The sequence below is a fragment of the Paracoccus sp. N5 genome, from assembly GCF_000371965.1.
GTDB lineage: Bacteria > Pseudomonadota > Alphaproteobacteria > Rhodobacterales > Rhodobacteraceae > Paracoccus.
This window is the reverse complement of sequence record NZ_AQUO01000001.1, coordinates 1,764,023-1,781,295: the sequence shown is the minus strand read 5'-3', so window position 1 is coordinate 1,781,295 and position 17,273 is coordinate 1,764,023. Positions and strand designations below refer to the sequence as shown.

20 protein-coding genes and 1 tRNA gene are annotated in these 17,273 nt (G+C 68.7%); 10 read left to right on the top strand and 11 right to left on the bottom strand.

Annotated elements, in window-relative coordinates; genetic code table 11:
• Positions 1 to 97: 97 nt before the first annotated feature.
• Both PARN5_RS0108975 and PARN5_RS0108970 read right to left on the bottom strand, forming a co-directional pair.
• Positions 98 to 364 (bottom strand): hypothetical protein, encoded by a 267-nt coding sequence (locus tag PARN5_RS0108975; RefSeq protein WP_017999443.1) that lies wholly within the window; start codon positions 362 to 364, stop codon positions 98 to 100.
• A gap of 154 nt (positions 365 to 518) precedes the next feature.
• Positions 519 to 1,790, bottom strand: coding sequence for a sarcosine oxidase subunit beta family protein (locus PARN5_RS0108970; protein WP_017999442.1), 1,272 nt, complete (start codon positions 1,788 to 1,790; stop codon positions 519 to 521).
• A gap of 213 nt (positions 1,791 to 2,003) precedes the next feature.
• On the opposite strand from PARN5_RS0108970, the gene ccmI reads away from it, so the two are divergent.
• Genes ccmI through PARN5_RS0108955 form a run of 3 tightly spaced genes read left to right on the top strand, consistent with a single transcriptional unit; the run spans position 2,004 to position 3,876 of the window.
• Positions 2,004 to 3,221 (top strand): c-type cytochrome biogenesis protein CcmI, encoded by a 1,218-nt coding sequence (gene ccmI / locus PARN5_RS0108965; RefSeq protein WP_017999441.1) that lies wholly within the window; start codon positions 2,004 to 2,006, stop codon positions 3,219 to 3,221.
• Positions 3,218 to 3,685: a Holliday junction resolvase RuvX gene (gene ruvX / locus PARN5_RS0108960; protein WP_017999440.1), complete on the top strand. Its 468-nt coding sequence runs from the start codon at positions 3,218 to 3,220 to the stop codon at positions 3,683 to 3,685. The genes ccmI and ruvX overlap by 4 nt, the downstream gene beginning before the upstream one ends.
• Positions 3,682 to 3,876, top strand: coding sequence for a DUF1289 domain-containing protein (locus PARN5_RS0108955; protein ID WP_017999439.1), 195 nt, complete (start codon positions 3,682 to 3,684; stop codon positions 3,874 to 3,876). The genes ruvX and PARN5_RS0108955 overlap by 4 nt, the downstream gene beginning before the upstream one ends.
• Positions 3,877 to 4,029: 153 nt before the next feature.
• Here the strand turns inward: PARN5_RS0108955 and PARN5_RS0108950 are convergent, their stop codons facing one another.
• The 3 genes from PARN5_RS0108950 to PARN5_RS0108940 are packed head-to-tail and all read right to left on the bottom strand — an operon-like array spanning position 4,030 to position 6,497.
• A complete protein-coding gene (locus PARN5_RS0108950; RefSeq protein ID WP_017999438.1) occupies positions 4,030 to 4,380 on the bottom strand; it encodes a hypothetical protein in 351 nt (116 codons plus the stop codon).
• The gene (locus tag PARN5_RS0108945; RefSeq protein WP_017999437.1) at positions 4,377 to 5,285 is read right to left on the bottom strand and encodes a DnaJ C-terminal domain-containing protein; all 909 of its coding nucleotides are present in this window, start codon (positions 5,283 to 5,285) and stop codon (positions 4,377 to 4,379) included. Before PARN5_RS0108945 ends, PARN5_RS0108950 begins: the two co-directional genes overlap by 4 nt.
• A gap of 18 nt (positions 5,286 to 5,303) precedes the next feature.
• Positions 5,304 to 6,497, bottom strand: a complete 1,194-nt coding sequence (locus tag PARN5_RS0108940; protein ID WP_017999436.1) for an ROK family transcriptional regulator — start codon at positions 6,495 to 6,497, stop codon at positions 5,304 to 5,306.
• Positions 6,498 to 6,616: 119 nt separating this feature from the next.
• Between PARN5_RS0108940 and PARN5_RS0108935 the strand changes: the two genes are divergently transcribed.
• The 4 genes from PARN5_RS0108935 (at position 6,617) to PARN5_RS0108920 (ending at position 10,235) form a co-directional block, all read left to right on the top strand.
• On the top strand, positions 6,617 to 7,636 hold the full coding sequence (locus tag PARN5_RS0108935; protein ID WP_017999435.1) for a sugar ABC transporter substrate-binding protein: 1,020 nt from the start codon (positions 6,617 to 6,619) through the stop codon (positions 7,634 to 7,636).
• A 95-nt stretch (positions 7,637 to 7,731) separates the two neighbouring features.
• Positions 7,732 to 8,805 (top strand): ABC transporter permease, encoded by a 1,074-nt coding sequence (locus PARN5_RS0108930; protein ID WP_017999434.1) that lies wholly within the window; start codon positions 7,732 to 7,734, stop codon positions 8,803 to 8,805.
• Positions 8,802 to 9,584 carry an ATP-binding cassette domain-containing protein gene (locus PARN5_RS0108925; protein WP_017999433.1) on the top strand — a complete coding sequence of 261 codons (783 nt, stop codon included), beginning with the start codon at positions 8,802 to 8,804 and terminating at the stop codon, positions 9,582 to 9,584. Before PARN5_RS0108930 ends, PARN5_RS0108925 begins: the two co-directional genes overlap by 4 nt.
• A 60-nt stretch (positions 9,585 to 9,644) precedes the next feature.
• Positions 9,645 to 10,235 carry an AAA family ATPase gene (locus tag PARN5_RS0108920; RefSeq protein WP_026155300.1) on the top strand — a complete coding sequence of 197 codons (591 nt, stop codon included), beginning with the start codon at positions 9,645 to 9,647 and terminating at the stop codon, positions 10,233 to 10,235.
• On the opposite strand, the gene mog is transcribed toward PARN5_RS0108920, so the two are convergent.
• From mog to PARN5_RS0108905, 3 genes are all read right to left on the bottom strand, one after another.
• The gene (mog, locus tag PARN5_RS0108915; protein ID WP_017999431.1) at positions 10,232 to 10,771 is read right to left on the bottom strand and encodes a molybdopterin adenylyltransferase; all 540 of its coding nucleotides are present in this window, start codon (positions 10,769 to 10,771) and stop codon (positions 10,232 to 10,234) included. The genes PARN5_RS0108920 and mog overlap by 4 nt on opposite strands.
• Positions 10,772 to 10,812: 41 nt before the next feature.
• The gene (locus tag PARN5_RS0108910) at positions 10,813 to 11,292 is read right to left on the bottom strand and encodes a VOC family protein (RefSeq protein ID WP_017999430.1); all 480 of its coding nucleotides are present in this window, start codon (positions 11,290 to 11,292) and stop codon (positions 10,813 to 10,815) included.
• A 96-nt stretch (positions 11,293 to 11,388) separates the two neighbouring features.
• Positions 11,389 to 12,615, bottom strand: coding sequence for an argininosuccinate synthase (locus PARN5_RS0108905; RefSeq protein ID WP_017999429.1), 1,227 nt, complete (start codon positions 12,613 to 12,615; stop codon positions 11,389 to 11,391).
• 146 nt (positions 12,616 to 12,761) lie between these two features.
• Here PARN5_RS0108905 and PARN5_RS0108900 point away from each other — a divergent pair, with 146 nt between their 5' ends.
• Together PARN5_RS0108900 and ilvA are read left to right on the top strand one after the other, a co-directional pair.
• Positions 12,762 to 13,481, top strand: coding sequence for a hypothetical protein (locus PARN5_RS0108900; RefSeq protein ID WP_017999428.1), 720 nt, complete (start codon positions 12,762 to 12,764; stop codon positions 13,479 to 13,481).
• Positions 13,482 to 13,531: 50 nt separating this feature from the next.
• Entirely contained in the window at positions 13,532 to 14,773 is a 1,242-nt protein-coding gene (gene ilvA / locus PARN5_RS0108895) for a threonine ammonia-lyase IlvA (RefSeq protein WP_026155298.1), read from the top strand.
• Between the two features lie 21 nt (positions 14,774 to 14,794).
• Here ilvA and PARN5_RS0108890 read toward each other — a convergent pair whose 3' ends face one another.
• Positions 14,795 to 15,148: a hypothetical protein gene (locus tag PARN5_RS0108890; protein ID WP_017999426.1), complete on the bottom strand. Its 354-nt coding sequence runs from the start codon at positions 15,146 to 15,148 to the stop codon at positions 14,795 to 14,797.
• Positions 15,149 to 15,265: 117 nt separating this feature from the next.
• Between PARN5_RS0108890 and PARN5_RS0108885 the strand changes: the two genes are divergently transcribed.
• Positions 15,266 to 16,546 carry a fused response regulator/phosphatase gene (locus PARN5_RS0108885; protein WP_017999425.1) on the top strand — a complete coding sequence of 427 codons (1,281 nt, stop codon included), beginning with the start codon at positions 15,266 to 15,268 and terminating at the stop codon, positions 16,544 to 16,546.
• Here PARN5_RS0108885 and PARN5_RS0108880 read toward each other — a convergent pair.
• Together PARN5_RS0108880 and PARN5_RS0108875 are read right to left on the bottom strand one after the other, a co-directional pair.
• Entirely contained in the window at positions 16,531 to 16,992 is a 462-nt protein-coding gene (locus tag PARN5_RS0108880) for an NUDIX hydrolase (RefSeq protein WP_026155297.1), read from the bottom strand. The two genes, PARN5_RS0108885 and PARN5_RS0108880, sit on opposite strands and share 16 nt — an antisense overlap.
• 172 nt (positions 16,993 to 17,164) lie before the next feature.
• Positions 17,165 to 17,249 (bottom strand) — tRNA-Leu (locus PARN5_RS0108875).
• Positions 17,250 to 17,273 lie beyond the last annotated feature (24 nt).

Sequence of the window (17,273 nt, the reverse complement as noted above, 5' to 3'; positions counted from 1 at the left end):
GCGCCGGGGCACCACCCGCAAAACAATGCAAGCCGAGGGGCGATGCGCCCCCCGGACCCGTGCAGTCGCGGCGCCCGAGGGCGCCGGAAAAGGCGCCTCAGTTCGCCGGCGTAGCAGGGGCCGCAGGCTCGGCCGGGGCCGGAGTAGCAGGCTCGGGCGTGGCCGGGGTGGCAGGCGTGCTGGGTTCGACCGAGACGGCACCGTCATCGGCCGGCGCAGGCTCGGTGCTGACGGCTGGCGGCGTCGCCGGTTCGGTGGTCGCTGCGGGCTCGGTGCCCGAGGACATGAACCAGTAGATGACGACCAGCACGACGACGATGACGCCGGCGATGATCCAGGTGTTGCTCTTGTTCTGTTCGGCCATGAAGAAAACTCCTTGGTCATGGTGACGTGCAAGCACAATTCGCCAAAGCCGCGATAGTTTCCCATGGGTTGCGCGATTTCTTCCGCCCCCGGGATTTGGGCGGAAACCGGCCGCTGCCGGCCGGGCGCAGGCAGGATGCCGCGCGGCGCTGCCATCAGTGCGCCACCCCCGCGGCGACGCTCTCGTCGATGAAGCGGCCCTCGATGAAGCGATTGAGGCCGAAATCGGCGGCCAGCGGGCCGGGCTGGCCCTTGGCGACCAGCTCGGCCATGGCCCAGCCCGAGCCGGGAATGGCCTTGAAGCCGCCGGTGCCCCAGCCGCAATTGACGAAGATATTGCCGACCGGCGTGGTGGACAGGATCGGCGAGCGGTCGCCGGTCATGTCGACGATGCCGCCCCATTGCCGCAGCATCTTCAGCCGCGACAGCATCGGGAAGGTCTCGATCAGCGCGCGGACGGTTTCCTCGACATGCTGCCACGAGCCGCGCTGGGTGTAGTTGTTGAAGCCGTCGGTGCCGCCGCCGATCACCATCTCGCCCTTGTCGGATTGCGACAGGTAGCCGTGCACGGTGTTGGCCATGATGACCAGGTCGCAGCAGGGCTTGATCGGCTCGGAAACCAGCGCCTGCAGCGCCAGCGATTCGATCGGCAGGCGGAAGCCGGCCATCTCAGCCATGACCGAGGAATGCCCGGCCACGACCAGCGCCAGCTTGTCGCATTCGATGCGGCCCTTGCCGGTGTTGACCGCGCGGACCGCGCCGTTCGCGGTCTCGATGCCGGTGACTTCGCAGTTCTGGATGATGTGCATCCCCATGGCCGAGCACGCCCGGGCATAGCCCCAGGCCACGGCGTCGTGGCGCGCGGTGCCGCCGCGCTCTTGATAAAGCGCGCCCAGCACCGGGTAACGCGGCCCGTCGATGTTGATGATGGGCAGCATCTCCTTGATGCGCTGGGGGGTGATGTATTCGGTCGCCACGCCCTGCAACTGGTTGGCATAGACGGTGCGTTTGTAGCCGCGGACCTCGTGTTCGGTCTGGGCCAGCATCAGAAGGCCGCGCGGGCTGAACATGATATTGTAGTTCAGATCCTGCGACAGGTTCTCGTAAAGCTTCAGCGCCTTGTCATAGATCGCCGCCGAAGGGTCCTGCAGGTAGTTCGAGCGGATGATGGTGGTGTTGCGGCCGGTGTTGCCGCCGCCCAGCCAGCCCTTCTCGATGATGGCGACATCGGTGATGCCGTAGTTCTTGCCCAGGTAATAGGCGGTGGCAAGGCCGTGGCCGCCGGCGCCGACGATGACGACCTGGTATTTCTTCTTCGGCTCCGGGCTTTGCCAGGCGCGTTTCCAGCCGCTGTGCAGCCGCATGGCCTCGCGGGCGATGGCAAAGACCGAATAGCGGCCGGTGCTGGAACTTGCGGATGCGGACATGGTTGGACCCCTTGCGACTCGACCCGTGCAGAGTGTCTTTCGGGGGCTTTTCGGGCAAGGCCGCTTGCGACGCGCCGCTCGCAGAATTGCGTCAGGGGCGTGCGCATATCTCCCGGCTGGCCCGCGCGCCTTGTCGCGCGCCTTGTCGCAGGGCTTTGACTTTCTCATGGCGCGCAAAGCCGCTATCACCGGATCAGCCACGAAGGGGAAGCCATGTTCTGGATCATCTGCGCCGCGCTGGCGGGCGTGGTCGCCATCGCCATCGCCGCGCCGCTGCTGCGCCGGCGCGGTGTCGCCGGGGACGAGCCGGCCGCCGCCTATGACCTGCGCGTCTATCGCGACCAGCTGCGCGAGGTGGACCGCGACCAGGAGCGCGGGGTGATCGACGCCGGCGATGCCGAGCGCCTGCGGGTCGAGATCGGCCGCAAGGTGCTGGCCGCCGACCGCGCCCTGCAAGCCTCGGGTGGCACGCGGCGCGGCGCGGGCGGAATCGCGGCGCTGGCGGTGCTGGTGGTGGTGCTGGCCGGCGCCTTCCCGCTTTACCAGCGGCTGGGCCAGCCCGAGCATCCCGACCAGCCCATCGCCCGCCGCATCGCCGAGGCGCAGGCCCGCTATGACGCCCGGCCGACCCAGGCCGAGGCCGAGGCCAAGGCCCCCGCTTCCACGGCGCCGGCGCTTTCGGCCGAGGACATGGCACTGATCGAGCGGCTGCGCCAGGCCGCCGGCCAGCGCCCCGACGACCTGCAAGGCCAGGAGCTGCTGGCGCGCTATGAACAGGCCCTGGGCAATCTTGCCGCCGCGAAGCAGGCGCAAAGCCGCGTGGTGGCGCTGAAGGGCGCCCGGGCCACGGCGCAGGATTACGCCGAGCTGGCCGAGCTGGCCGCCCGTGCCGCCGGCGGCATCATCACCGCCGAGGCCGAGGCGGCGATCAACCGCGCCGGCACGCTCGATCCCGCGAATCCGCTGGCGCGCTTCCTGGCCGGCTACCTCCAGGTCCAGAGCGGCCGGCCCGACCGCGCCTTCCCGATCTGGGCCGCGCTGCTGGCCGAGGGGCATCGCGCCGAGCCCTGGCATGCCTTCGTCCGCAGCAGCATCGGCGACCTGGCCTGGTTCGCCGGCCGGCCCGACTATGTCCCGCCCGAGGATGCCGCCCTGCCCGGCCCCGATGCCGACGCCATGGCCGCGGCCGAGGACATGACGCCCGAGCAGCGCCGCGCCATGGTCCAGGGCATGGTGCAGGGGCTGGAAAACCGGCTGGCGACCCAGGGCGGCACGCCCGAGGAATGGGCCCGCCTGATCGGCTCGCTGGCCGTGCTCGAGGAACGCGACCGCGCCGGCGCCATCCTGGCCGAGGCGCGCAGCCGCTTCGCGAGCACGCCCGAGGCGCTGGCCACGGTGAATGCGGCGGCCAAACAGGCGGGGCTGGAATGATCTGCGAAGCCATCGAGGATTTTGCCGCCGCCCTGCCCCGCGCCGGCGCCATTGCCGGGCTGGACCTGGGCACCAAGACCATCGGCGTCGCGGTCAGCGACGGGCTGCGCTCGGTCGCCTCGCCGATCACGGTGATCCGGCGCGAGAAATTCACCCTCGACGCGCAGGCGCTGCTGAAGATCGCGGCGGATCGCGGGCTGGTCGGGCTGGTGCTGGGCCTGCCGCGCAACATGGACGGCAGCGAGGGGCCGCGCGCGCAATCCACCCGCGCCTTCGCCCGCAACCTGGAGCGGCTGACGCCGCTGCCCATCGGCTTCTGGGACGAGCGCCTGTCGACCGTCGCGGCCGAGCGCGCGCTGCTGGAGGCCGACACCTCGCGCAAGCGCCGGGCCGAGGTCATCGACCAGGTCGCCGCCGGCTATATCCTGCAAGGCGCGCTGGACCGACTGCGGCATCTGGCATGAGCGTCTCCAGCCCCTGCATCAGGATCTGCCGGATCGACGCCGAAAGCCGGCTCTGCATCGGCTGCTGGCGCACCCTGGACGAGATCGCGGCCTGGGGCGGGATGACCGAGGCGCAAAGGCTGGCCGTGATGGCCAGCCTGGCCGCGCGCAAGGCGCGGTTCGGTTCCGGGCCGTCTGCGCCCCCGGCGTGAAGGACCACGGGAACGTCCGGAACGGTCCAGACCGTGCCGCCGGGCGCAAACGCCATGCCGGCCTGCACATGCCCGATGCGGCGCTTCAGGTCCTATTCCGCCCTCTTGTCGGCGTTGCCGCCCCGGATGACGGGCCTGCGGCAGCCCCGAGGATCAGCCCTGGCGGATCACCCGCACCTCGCGGATCGCGGCCTTGAGGCGCAGCCGGGTCTCGACCGGCTCGCGCGCCACGGCGTCCAGCATGGCCCGCATGTCGCCGCGCAGGCCATGCAGCTGGTCGACCAGCGACAGCACCATGGCCAGCGCCTCTTCGTCCAGGTGATAGCCCTCGGCCAGGTCCACCACCAGGCTGAGCCGCGCCAGGTCGAGGTCGCGAAACAGCGGCCCCTGCGCGGATTGCACCGGCGCCACTACGCCGGCGCGGATATAGCGCTCCAGCTGCTCGGCGCCCAGGTCGTCCACCAGGGCCAGGGTCTCGGTCAGGGTGTAATGGCGCTGGGTCATTTGCCCCTCCTGGGATCATAGGCGTGGTTTTCCCGCCAGCCGCGCATGAACTCGGCCAGTTCGTCGTCCACATGCGGCGGCATGACGATCTTCAGGACGACATGCTGGTCGCCGCGCTTGCCGCCCGAGCCCTTGATGCCGCGCCCCTTCAGCCGCAGCTTCTGGCCCGAATTCGCGCCGCGCGGGATGGTCAACATGACGGGGCCGTCGATGGTCTGCGCCTCGACCTTGCCGCCCAGCACCGCCTCGTCGATGGTGATCGGCAGCGTGGTTTCCACATCGTCACCGTCGCGGCGCCAATCGGGGTCGTCGGCGACGATCAGCGTCAGCAGCGCATCGCCCGGCTCGCCCTCGCCCATGCCCATGCCGCCCTTGCCGCGCAGGCGAATCACTTGGCCGTCATGCGCGCCCTCGGGGATCTTCACCTCCAGCACGCTGCCGTCGGGCATGGTGATCCGGGTCGAGCCGCCGCGGGCGGCGGTCATGAAATCGATCTCCAGCGTGAAGCGCTGGTCGGGGCCGCGCATGTCGAAACTCCTCGCCCCGCCGCCGCGCCGCGCCTGCGCCCGCTGGCCGAACAGGTCCGAGAACACGTCCGAGAAATCCTCGAAACCGTGGCTCTGGCGATAGGGGTTGTCGCCCTGCTCGGCATATTCGCGGTAGTAATGCCGCTGCGGCCGCTCCTGGCCCTGGGCGTCGATCTCGCCCTTGTCGAAGCGGGCGCGCTGCTCGGGATCCTTCAGCAGGTCATAGGCCGATGAGGCGGCCTTGAAGCGTTCATGCGCGGCGGGGTCGGGGTTCAGGTCCGGGTGATCGGTCTTGGCGATCTTGCGATAGGCCTTCTTGATCTCGTCCTGCGTGGCGGTCCTCGCCAGGCCCAGCGCCTTGTATGGATCGTCGGCCATGGCCGCGGCTTCCTTTCTTCACCTGTCATCCCCGGAACGCGGCTGCGCCCCTTCGGTTTCCTGCCCGAGCCGCGGCGGGCGCGGCGCCGCGAAGGTGCCACCGGGCATGAAGCCCGCGCCAAGCGGCAGCGCCGCCGCGCCCAGCGTGCGGGCCCGCCGCCCCAGGGTGCCGGCGCGCACCTCGGGCAAGGTGACGCCGTGGTGGCGCGTGCCGGCCAGCGCCTCTGCTGTCGCCGCGACAAGCGCGTCGCGCAGGGTGGCGGGCATGGCGCCGTCGATCACCACCAGCGGCAGGTCCAGCGCGGCCACCGTTCCCAGCGCCGCATGGGACAGCACCCGCGCCGATTCGTCCAGCCATTGCCGCTGGGTAGCCGGCGGCAGGTCCCAGGACTCGTCCTCCAGCGGCAGCTCGCGCCCCAGCCGCGATTCCAGCGTCGAGACCGAGGCCACGTCCAGCAATTGCTGGCCGCCCGGCACCGGGAACGAGCCCATGGCGCCGGCATTGCGCGACGGCCCCAGCCGCAGCCGGCCGTCCAGCACCACGCCGCCGCCGCCGAAATGCGCGAGGTAGAAATACAGGAAATCCTCGGGCAGGTCCGCGGTGCCGAACATCATCTCGGCCCCGCAGGCGCAGGAGCCGTCGTTCTCCAGCCAGACCGGCAGGTCCAGCGCCTGGGCCAGTTCCTCGCGCAGGTCGCGGCCGCGCCAGGGCGCCATCTCGCGCGCCCAGTCCCACAGGTAGAACGGGCTGGCGATGCCCATGCCCGACAGCCGCGCACGCTGCGCTTCGGTCAGCCCGGCCAGCAGCTCGGCACTGGCCGAGACCGCGAAATCGCGGATCGCATCGGGCTGCGGAAAGGCATGGGGCAGCGCGCGCATCTGCCTGATCTGGCCGGCGAAATCGACCAGCACCAGTTCGGCCACCCGGCGCCCGACCTTGAGGCCCAGGAACAGCGCTCCGTCCGGTGCCAGGGCCAGCGGCAAGAGCGGCTGGCCGACCTTGCCGCGCTGCCGCTCGCCCCCCGCGTCCAGCAGCCCGTCGGCGATCAATTCGCGGGTGATGTTGGTCACGGCCTGGGCGGAAAGCCCGGTGGCCTGGGCCAGGGCCGCGCGCGGCATCGGCCCGTTGCGGCGAATCAGCCACAGGATCAGCCGCTCGTTATGGCTGCGCAACCGTTGCGGCGTCGCCGCCGCAGGCATGGCATTCGTCATGGTCTCATCCTCCCCCGCATATAAATCAACGAAATTGATTTATTGACAAGCCCCCATCCGATAAGGCAGCCTTTAGTCGGAGGAGCGGACGGGAACCCGCCCAGAGGAGGAAAGACCAGATGACCAAGACGAAACTGCTGCGCGCGGTGCTGGCGGGCTCGGCCCTGACGATGATCGCCGGCATGGCACAGGCCGACAGCGCCTGCCTGATCACCAAGACCGACACCAACCCCTTCTTCGTGAAGATGAAGGAAGGCGCCGCGGCCAAGGCCCAGGAGCTGGGGCTGGAGCTGAAGTCCTATGCCGGCAAGATCGACGGCGACCACGAGGGCCAGGTGGCGGCGGTCGAGGCCTGCGTGGCCGACGGCGCCAAGGGCATCCTGATCACCGCCTCGGACACCAAGGCCATCGTCGATGCGGTCCAGGCCGCGCGCGACGCCGGCCTGCTGGTCATCGCGCTGGATACGCCGCTGGACCCGATCGACGCCGCCGACGCGACCTTCGCCACCGACAACTTCAAGGCGGGCGAGCTGATCGGGCAATGGGCCAAGGCGACCCTGGGCGACAAGGCGGCGGATGCCAGGATCGCCATGCTGGACCTGGCCATTTCGCAGCCTTCGGTCGACGTGCTGCGCGACCAGGGCTTCCTGCAGGGCTTCGGCGTCGAGCTGGGCGACCCGGCGAAATGGGGCGACGAGACCGACCCGCGCATCGTCGGCCACGAGGTCACCTCGGGTAACGAGGAAGGCGGGCTGACGGCGATGGAATCGCTTCTGGCCAAGGATCCCGACATCAACCTGGTCTATACGATCAACGAGCCCGCCGCCGCCGGCGCCTATGAGGCGCTGAAGGCCGTCGGCCGCGAAAAGGACGTGCTGATCGTCTCGGTCGATGGCGGTTGCCCGGGCGTGCAGAACGTCAAGGACGGCGTGATCGGCGCCACCTCGCAGCAATACCCGCTGGCCATGGCGGCCCTGGGCATCGAGGCCATCGCCGCCTTTGCCAAGGACGGCACCAAGCCGGCCGCGACCGAGGGCAAGGACTTCACCGACACCGGCGTGGCGCTGGTCACCGACAAGCCGGCCGAGGGCGTCGAGTCGATCGACAGCGCCAAGGGCGCCGAGCTGTGCTGGGGCTGATCGCCACCTGAATCGCCGGGTGGGGCGCGGTGCGTCCCGCCCACAGCAGGCAAGCGGCGCCGGCTGGCGCCTCGCAAGGGGGGGGAAGACCGTCCATGTCATCGGATGCAAAGACGGCCACCAGCTACGAGGAAGGCCTGAAGGGCGCCTCGGAAAAGGTTGCCGAATTCCAGGAACAGAAAAGCGCGCTGAAGCGCCTGCAGCACTGGCTGCACATGACGCCGTCGGCGGTGCCGATGATCGTGCTGGTGGTGGCGCTGGTCATCTTCGGCCTGTTGTCGCCGAACTTCTTCAAGGCGGTGACGCTGTCCACCATCCTGCAGCAGATCGCCATCGTCGGCATCCTGGGCTGCGCGCAGTCGCTGGTGGTGCTGACCGCCGGCATCGACCTGTCGGTCGGCGCCATCGCGGTGTTCTCCTCGGTGCTGATGGGGCAGTTCACCTTTCGCTACGGCATCCCGGCGCCGCTTTCCATCGCGCTGGGGCTGGCGGCGGGCACCGCCTTGGGCTTTGCCAACGGCTGGCTGGTCGCGCGCATCAAGCTGCCGCCCTTCATCGTGACGCTGGGCACCTGGCAGATCATCCTGGCGGCGAACTACATCTATTCCGCCAACGAGACCATCCGCTCGTCGGCCATCGCTGCCGAGGCCCCGGCGCTGCAATTCTGGGGCTATTCCATCCAGCCGGGCGGGGTGAAGATCCTTTACGCGGTGTTCCTGATGGTCGCGCTGGTCGCCATCCTGGCCTATGTGCTGCGCCATACCGCCTGGGGCCGCCATGTCTATGCCGTGGGCGACGACCCGGATGCGGCGGAGCTGGCGGGGGTGCGGACCAAGCGCATCCTGATCCAGGTCTATGCGCTGGCCGGCCTGTTCTGCGCCATCGCCGGCTGGGTGATGATCGGCCGCTTCGGCTCGGTCTCGCCCTCGGCCTCGACCGGGCAGCTGGGCAATATCCAGTCCATCACCGCGGTGGTGATCGGCGGCATCAGCCTGTTTGGCGGGCGCGGGTCCATCGTCGGCATGTTCTTCGGCGCGCTGATCGTCGGCGTGTTCGAGATGGGGCTGAAGATGGTCGGCACCGACCCGCAATGGACCTTCTTCCTGATTGGCATGCTCATCATCCTCGCCGTGGCGGTGGACCAATGGATCAGAAAGGCATCGGCATGACTGAAGAACCGCTTCTGAAGGCACGCGGCCTCGTCAAGCGCTATGGCAAGGTGACGGCGCTGAACAACTGCGACTTCGACCTGATGCCGGGCGAGATCCTGGCGGTGATCGGCGACAATGGCGCGGGGAAATCCAGCCTGATCAAGGCGCTGTCGGGCGCGGTGCAGCCCGACGAGGGCGAGATCACCCTGGACGGCAAGCCGGTGCGCTTCGCCAGCCCCTTGGAGGCGCGCGGCCATGGCATCGAATGCGTCTACCAGACGCTGGCCATGTCCCCTGCCCTGTCGATCGCCGACAATATGTTCATGGGCCGCGAACTGCGCAAGCCGGGGATCATGGGCAGCCTGTTCCGCCAGCTCGACCGTCCGGCGATGGAGAAATTCGCCCGCGAGAAGCTGACCGAGCTGGGGCTGATGACGATCCAGAACATCAACCAGGCGGTCGAGACCCTGTCGGGCGGCCAGCGCCAGGGCGTCGCCGTGGCCCGCGCCGCGGCCTTCGGCTCCAAGGTGGTGATCCTGGACGAGCCGACGGCGGCGCTGGGGGTCAAGGAAAGCCGCCGGGTGCTGGAGCTGATCCGCGACGTGCGCTCGCGCGGCATCCCGATCATCCTGATCAGCCACAACATGCCGCATGTGTTCGAGGTGGCGGATCGCATCCACATCCATCGGCTGGGCCGGCGGCTCTGCGTGATCCGGCCGCAGGATTATTCCATGTCGGATGCGGTGGCCTTCATGACCGGCGCCAAGGTGCCGGACGAAGTGGCCGAGGCCGCCTGAGCGTCGAGGGATGGGGGGCGCTGCCCCCCGTCCTGCGGACTCCCCCCGGGATATTTGGGCATGAAAGAAATACTCGATCAGGTGGCGCGGCTGGGCGCGGGCAGGCGGCTGGTGGCGATCGTGGGGGCGCCGGGGTCGGGGAAATCCACCCTGGCCGAGGGTCTGGTCGCCGCCGTGCCGGGGGCGGTGCTGGTGCCGATGGACGGGTTTCACCTGGACAACCGGCTGCTGGACCGGGACGGGCTGCGGGCGTGCAAGGGTGCGCCCGAGACCTTCGACGCCGAGGGTTTCGTCGCCCTGATCCGCCGGCTGAAGCAGGGCGGCGCGGTCGTCTATCCGGTCTTCGACCGCGACCGCGACCTGGCTGTCGCCGGCGCCGAGCGCGTCGAGGACCAGGCGAGGCTGGTGGTGGTCGAGGGCAATTACCTGCTCTTGGACCGCGCGCCTTGGCGTGAGCTGGCCGGGCTTTGGGATCTGTCGGTCATGCTGGACGTGCCTGCCGAGGAGCTGCGCCGCCGGCTGACCGCGCGCTGGCAGGGCCTGGGCCGGTCGCCGGCCGAGGTGCTGGCGCATCTGGAGAACGACCTTGCCAATGCCGAGACGGTGGCGGATCACTCGCTGCCCGCCGATCTGCGTCTGGCGAATGCCTAGGCCTTGGGACGAAAGGCCTTGATCCGGGCCGGGTCGGTGTCGATGAAGCCGGCGCCGATCAGGTCCAGGCAATAGGGCACGGCGGCAAAGACCGCGTCGAGGCAGGTGGCGATGGCCGAGGGCTTGCCGGGGATGGTGATCATCAGCGTGGCGCCGCGGATGCCGGCGGTCTGGCGCGACAGGATCGCGGTCGGCACCCCGCGCAGGCTGGCGCGGCGCATCTCCTCGCCGAAGCCGGGCAGTTCCTTTTCCATGACATCGGCCATGGCCTCGGGCGTCTGGTCGCGCGGCGCCGGGCCGGTGCCGCCGGTGATCAGGATCAGGTCGGTGCCCTGGTCGCACAGCATGCGCAGGGTCGCGGCCACGCTGTCGCGGCCGTCGGGGATGATGGTCCGGCCGATCTGCATCGGCGTGGTCACGGTGGCGCGCAGCCAAGCCTCGGCGCCCGGGCCGCCCTTGTCCTCGTATTCCCCACGCGAGGCGCGGTCCGAGACGGTGACGATGGCGATGCGGGCGGGGCGGGGCGTCTGGGTCATGGCCGCATCCTGACGCGGCCGCGCGGCAAAGAAAAGCGCCTTCAGCCGCGCCGGGCCGCGTCGATGGCCGCCACGTCGATCTTCTGCATCGTCATCATGGCGTCGAAGGCGCGCTTCGCCTCGTCGCCGCCCGCCGCCATCGCCTCGAGCAGCGTGCGCGGCGTGATCTGCCACGAGATGCCCCAGCGGTCCTTGCACCAGCCGCAGTCGCTTTCGCGCCCGCCGTTGCCGGTGATGGCGTTCCAGTAGCGGTCGGTCTCCGCCTGGTCCGCGGTCGCGACCTGGAACGAAAACGCTTCGTTGTGCTTGAAGGCCGGGCCGCCGTTCAACCCGACGCAGGGGATGCCGAGGACGGTGAACTCGACGGTCAGCACGTCGCCCGCCTTGCCCGAGGGATAATCGCCCGGAGCGTGGCGCACCGCCGTCACCGCGCTGTCGGGAAAGGTCTCGGCATAGAACCGCGCCGCCGCCTCGGCATCCTTGTCATACCACAGGCAGATGGTGTTTTTCGGAATCGTCATGGCTTTGCCCTCCGTTTGCGGGGGCAACGCACCGGAACGGCCGCGCGTTCCGCCAGGAAAAAGGGCCGCGGCGCGGGGCCACGGCCTGATCGGAGCCTATTTGAAGCGGGCGTTGCGGTTCGCCACCAGCTTCAGCCGCAGCGCGTTCAGCTTGATGAAACCCGCCGCGTCCTTCTGGTCATAGGCGCCGGCGTCCTCCTCGAAGGTCACATGCTTTTCGCTGTAGAGCGAATGATCCGACCAGCGGCCGACGCAGGCGACCGAGCCCTTGTAGAGTTTCAGCCGGACGGTGCCGCTGACATGCTCCTGCGACTTGTCGATCAGGGCCTGCAGCATCTCGCGTTCGGGGCTGAACCAGAAGCCGTTGTAGATCAGCTCGGCATAGCGCGGCATGATCGAGTCCTTGAGGTGGCCCGCGCCGCTGTCCAGGGTGATCTGCTCGATGCCGCGATGCGCCTCCAGCAGGATGGTGCCGCCGGGGGTTTCGTAGATGCCGCGCGACTTCATGCCGACGAAGCGGTTCTCGACGAAGTCCAGCCGGCCGATGCCGTGCTTGCGGCCGTATTCGTTCAGATCGGTCAGGATCGTCGCCGGCGACAGCGCCTGGCCGTTGATCGCGACCGCATCGCCCTGCTCGAAGGTGATCTCGATATATTCCGGCGTGTCCGGCGCATCCTCGGGATTGACGGTGCGCTGATAGACATAGTCGGGGGCTTCCTCGGCCGGGTTTTCCAGCGCCTTGCCCTCGGACGAGGTGTGCAGCAGGTTCGCGTCGACGCTGAAGGGCGCCTCGCCGCGCTTGTCCTTGGCGATCGGGATCTGGTTCGCCTCGGCGAATTCGATCAGCTTGGTGCGCGAGGTCAGGTCCCAGATCCGCCAGGGCGCGATCACCTTGATCGCCGGATCCAGCGCATAGGCGCTGAGTTCGAAGCGCACCTGGTCGTTGCCCTTGCCGGTGGCGCCATGGGCCACGGCATCGGCGCCGTGCTGATGCGCGAGCTCGACCAGCCGCTTCGAGATCAGCGGCCGCGCGATCGAGGTGCCGAGCAGATAGAGCCCTTCGTAGACCGCATTGGCGCGGAACATCGGGAAGACGAAGTCGCGCACGAATTCCTCGCGCAGGTCCTCGATGTGGATGTTTTCCGGCTTGATGCCCAGAAGTTCGGCCTTCTTGCGCGCCGGGTCCAGTTCTTCGCCCTGGCCGAGGTCGGCGGTGAAGGTGATGACCTCGCAGCCATATTCGGTCTGCAGCCATTTCAGGATGATCGAGGTGTCGAGCCCGCCCGAATAGGCAAGGACGACTTTCTTCGGCGCGTCGGACATGCGGTTAACCCTTCGTGGAATTTCGGCAGGGAATAGGACGTTTCCCGCCCTGTCACAAGGGGAAGGCCGTTCTTGGCGGGATGCCGGGCTGGCCATCGGTCCGCAGGGCTGGCAGAACACCCCGGAACCACCACAAGGGAAACGCCGTGCTGGCCAAAGCCGTCGCAATTCTTCGCCATTCATGGCGCCAGGTCACGGGCAACCTGCCCGCAACGCTGCGGCTGGGATTGCGGCGCGTGCTGCTGTCGGGGCTGCTGATCGCCTGTTCGCTGCTGGCCGCGCTGGCATTGCGGGACGCACTGGTGGGTTACGTCGGCATCATGCTGGCGCTCGCGCTGCTGGTGTCCGTGGCGGTGGACTGGCACCGCTATGTGCTGCTGCACGACACGGGCGAGCGGCGGCCATGGGACCTGGTGGCGGCCTATCTTGGCTGGACGCTGGTGATTTCGTTCCTGGGCGGCGTGGTAACCCTGCCGTTGCAGCTTGTGCTGATGGCGGCGACACCGCCCGGCGCGCATGGATTCTGGATCGGCCTGCTGTTGGGCCTCATCGCCGCCTGGATCGCCCTGCGCCTGTCGCCCAAGCTGGTCGCGGCGGCGCTTGGCCGGCCATTGGGCCTGCGCGACGCCTGGCGCAAGACGGGACAAGAGCCCGGAGTGGTGGAAACCATCACCGCCATGCTCTACGGCCTGCTGGTCATGCTGGAGCTTGGCGCTGCGATGGTCGAGACCCTGCCATCGACCGGAATCGCGCGATGGGTCGCCTTGGCGGTGCTGCTCCCGGCCTACCTGCTGCTGATGCTCTTCAACCTTTCGATCATTACCACCCTCTACGGCCATTATGTCGAGGGTCGGCACCTGCGCTGACTGCGCGAGAACCCTTGCGAATCCACACGTTTCGCGCCATGCGCGACACCATGGAAAACTTTGCCGCCTCTGTCCGCCAGGCAGGGATCGCGTTGCGCGACCTCTTCGAGCCGACCCCCTTGCAGAAGAACGACCACCTCTCGGCCCGCTACGGCGCCGAGATCTGGCTGAAACGCGAAGACCTGACGCCGGTGCGCAGCTACAAGCTGCGCGGCGCCTTCAACGCCATGCGCAAGATCGTGGCGCGGGGCGGGGCCAGCCATTTCGTCTGCGCCAGCGCCGGCAATCACGCGCAGGGCATGGCCTTCGCCTGCCGGCATTTCGGCGCGAAGGGCACCATCTTCATGCCGGTGACCACGCCGCAGCAGAAGATCGCCAAGACCCGGATCTTCGGCGGCGGCGCCGTCGAGATCGTGCTGACCGGCGATTATTTCGACCAGACCCTGACCGCCGCGCAGGAATTCGCGCGCCGGGACGGGGCCACCTTCCTGTCGCCCTTCGACGATCCCGACATCATCGAGGGCCAGGCGACCGTCGGGCTGGAGCTGCTGGACCAGCTGGGCCGGGCGCCCGACCTGGTCGTGCTGCCGGTGGGCGGCGGCGGGCTGGCGGCCGGCGTGACCAGTCTTCTGGCCCAGCTCGCCCCCCGGACCGAAATCGCCTTTGCCGAGCCCGAGGGCGGCGCCAGCCTGCGCGAGGCGCTGCTGACCGGCGCCCAGGTCACCCTGCCGGCGGTGGACAATTTCGTCGATGGCGCCGCCGTGGCGCGGATCGGCGACCTGCCCTTCGCAGCACTGAAACGCTTCTCGGCCGCGCAGGTCCACCCCGCGCCCGAGGATCGCATCTGCGTCACCATGCTCGACATGCTCAACATCGAGGGCATCGTGCTGGAACCCGCCGGCGCGCTGGCGGTAGACGTGTTGCGGGACATGCCGGACCTGGCCGGCAAGCGCGTGGTCTGCATCTGCTCGGGCGGCAATTTCGACTTCGAGCGCCTGCCCGAGGTCAAGGAACGCGCGCAGCGTTTCTCGGGGCTCAAACGCTATTTCATCCTGCGCATGCCGCAACGCCCCGGCGCGCTGCGCGACTTCCTGCAATTGCTCGGCCCCGAGGATGACATCGCCCGTTTCGAATATCTGAAGAAATCGGCGCGCAACTTCGGCTCGATCCTGATCGGCATCGAGACGACCCGGCCCGAGAACCTGGACAGCCTGCGCGCCCGGCTGGAGGCGGCGGGCATCGGCTATCGCGACATCACCCGCGACCCGGTGCTGGCGGAATTCCTGATCTGATCCTGGCCCGATCCTCCCCCTTCAGGCGCGGCGCATGCCGGTCTGGACGGGGCGGGCATCGGCCTCCAGCCCGCGCATCAGCGCCCGCTTCGATTCGGAATAGCTTTGCAGCAGGCCGGGGGTATCGACCTGCATCGGCCGCCCTTGCGCCGCGATACGCTCACCCTGGTCGCAGAGATTGCCGAAGTCGGAAAAGCCCAGGTTCCAGGCGCAGCCCTTCAGGAAATGCAGGTTGGTTTCCAGCCGCAGGGCATTGCGCCGCGACAGGCGCATGAGCACGCCCTCGACCTCGTCGAGAAACAGCTCCAGGATCAGCTGGAACTCGTCGTCCCCGACCTCGGCGCGCAGTTCGTTGATGCGGTTCCAATCCAGCATGGACAACCTTTGCAAGAATCATGCGGCCAGCATAGCAGCAATTTCATCTCTGGCGTGTTAATCGCGAAAATTGTCGGGATTAACGGAGTCTTCAACTCGGCGGGTTAGACCGGGGACATGATGATCCTCGACAGCCAGGCCGTGAAGTCCATTCCGCATAATTCGCGGCTGGTCCTGCTTGTCGACGACAGCCGGGCGCAACGGCGCACGCTGGCGGTGCAACTGATCCGCGCCGGCTATCACGTGGTCGAGGCCGCCAGCGGCGAAGAGGCGATGCGGATCTGCCTGGACCGGCGGCCGGACATCGTGATCTCGGACTGGATGATGCCGGGCCAGACCGGACTGGAATTCTGCCGTCAGTTCCGGGACATGCAATCCGACCGCTACGGCTATTTCATCCTGCTGACCTCGCGCAACGACAAGAAGGACATTGCCGAGGGGCTGCGCGCCGGAGCGGATGAATTCATGACCAAGCCGGTCTCGGGGGCGGAACTGCTGGCCCGGCTTTCCGCCAGCGAGCGCATCCTGCGCATGGAGGAAAGCTTGCGCAGCACCAATGCCCAGCTGCGCGACACGCTGGACCAGCTGCGCGAGACCCAGGCCGCCATCGACCGCGACCTGCGCGAGGCGCGGCGCCTGCAACAGGGGCTGGTCCGCGAAAGGCACGGCCATTTCGGCGATTTCGAGCTGTCGCTGCTGATGCGCCCGGCCGGCCAGATCGGCGGCGACCTGGTCGGCTTCTTTCCGATCAATGCCCGGCGCGTCGGCATGTTCGCGCTGGACGTGGCCGGCCACGGCGTGGCGGCGGCGCTGCTCAGCGCCCGGCTGGCGGCGCTGCTTTCGGGCGCCACCGACCACAATGTCGCGCTGCGCATCACCGAGCTTGGGCTCTACGACGCCCATCCCCCGGCCGAGATCCTGCGCCTGCTCAATGCGCTGATGATCCAGGAGTTGCGCACCGATTCCTATTTCACCATGGTCTATGCCGACCTGGATTTCCTCAGCGGCCGGCTGCGGCTGGTGCAGGCCGGCCATCCCCACCCGGTCCTGCAACGCGCCGACGGCAGCATGGAGCGGATCGGCGGCGGCGGCCTGCCGGTCGGCGTCTTCGACCATGCCGAATACGACGAGGTGCAGCTGTTCCTGCACCCCGGCGACCGGCTGTTCATCGCCTCGGACGGGCTGACCGAGGCCGAGAATGCCCGCGGCGTGCCGCTGGGCGACGAGGGGCTTCAGGCCATCCTGCGCACCAATGCCCTGCTGCGGGGCGACGCGCTGCTGGAATCGATCTGCTGGTCGGCCGCGAATTACGCCGGCGGCCAGCGCAGCGACGACATCTCGGCCGTGCTGATCGAGCGGCGCGGCCCTGTCGCACCGGTCGATCAGCGGCGTGCCTGACCCGCGGCGCCGCGCCGCAAGGCCGCCGTCACGAAGGCGCGCCCGCCGGGATCGGGCAACAGCCGCGCGACCTGGTCCAGCGGCACCCAATGCGCCTCATGCCCGGGCTCGCGGGGCGGACCGCGGCGCAGCACCGGCCGGGCGATCCAGACCGAGCATAGCTTCTCGGCCCAGAAATCGTAATCCGGCATGAAGCAGAACCGGCGATAGGCGCCCAGGCGCCGGCAGCCGCCGATGCTCCAGCCGGTCTCCTCGGCCACCTCGCGATGCAGGGCGCAAAGCGGCGATTCGCCGGGATCGATACCGCCGCCGGGCAGCTGGAACTCGGGCACCGGCGCGCGCTGGAACGTCAGCAGCGCCGCACCGCCGCGGATCAGCAGCGCATAGGCCCCCGGCCGCAACCGATAGTCCCGCGCCCCCGGAGGTGGTCCAAACCGTGGAATCATCGCCCTGCATCCTTTCGCCCCGGCCCGGCCGGCCTCGCGACAGCCCGCGTTCCCGCCCGGCTTCTTTGCTCTTCAAATACCCACGCGGCCGCGCCACCGGCGCGGGCCTGGCAATCAGCGCGGGCAGAAAACAAAAACCGCGCAAACCCAAAGGCTTGCGCGGTTTTTATTTTGGTGCCCAGGAGAGGACTCGAACCTCCACGCCTTGCGGCACACGGACCTGAACCGTGCGCGTCTACCAATTCCGCCACCTGGGCAGGTCGCGTAAGCCGGGTGATTAA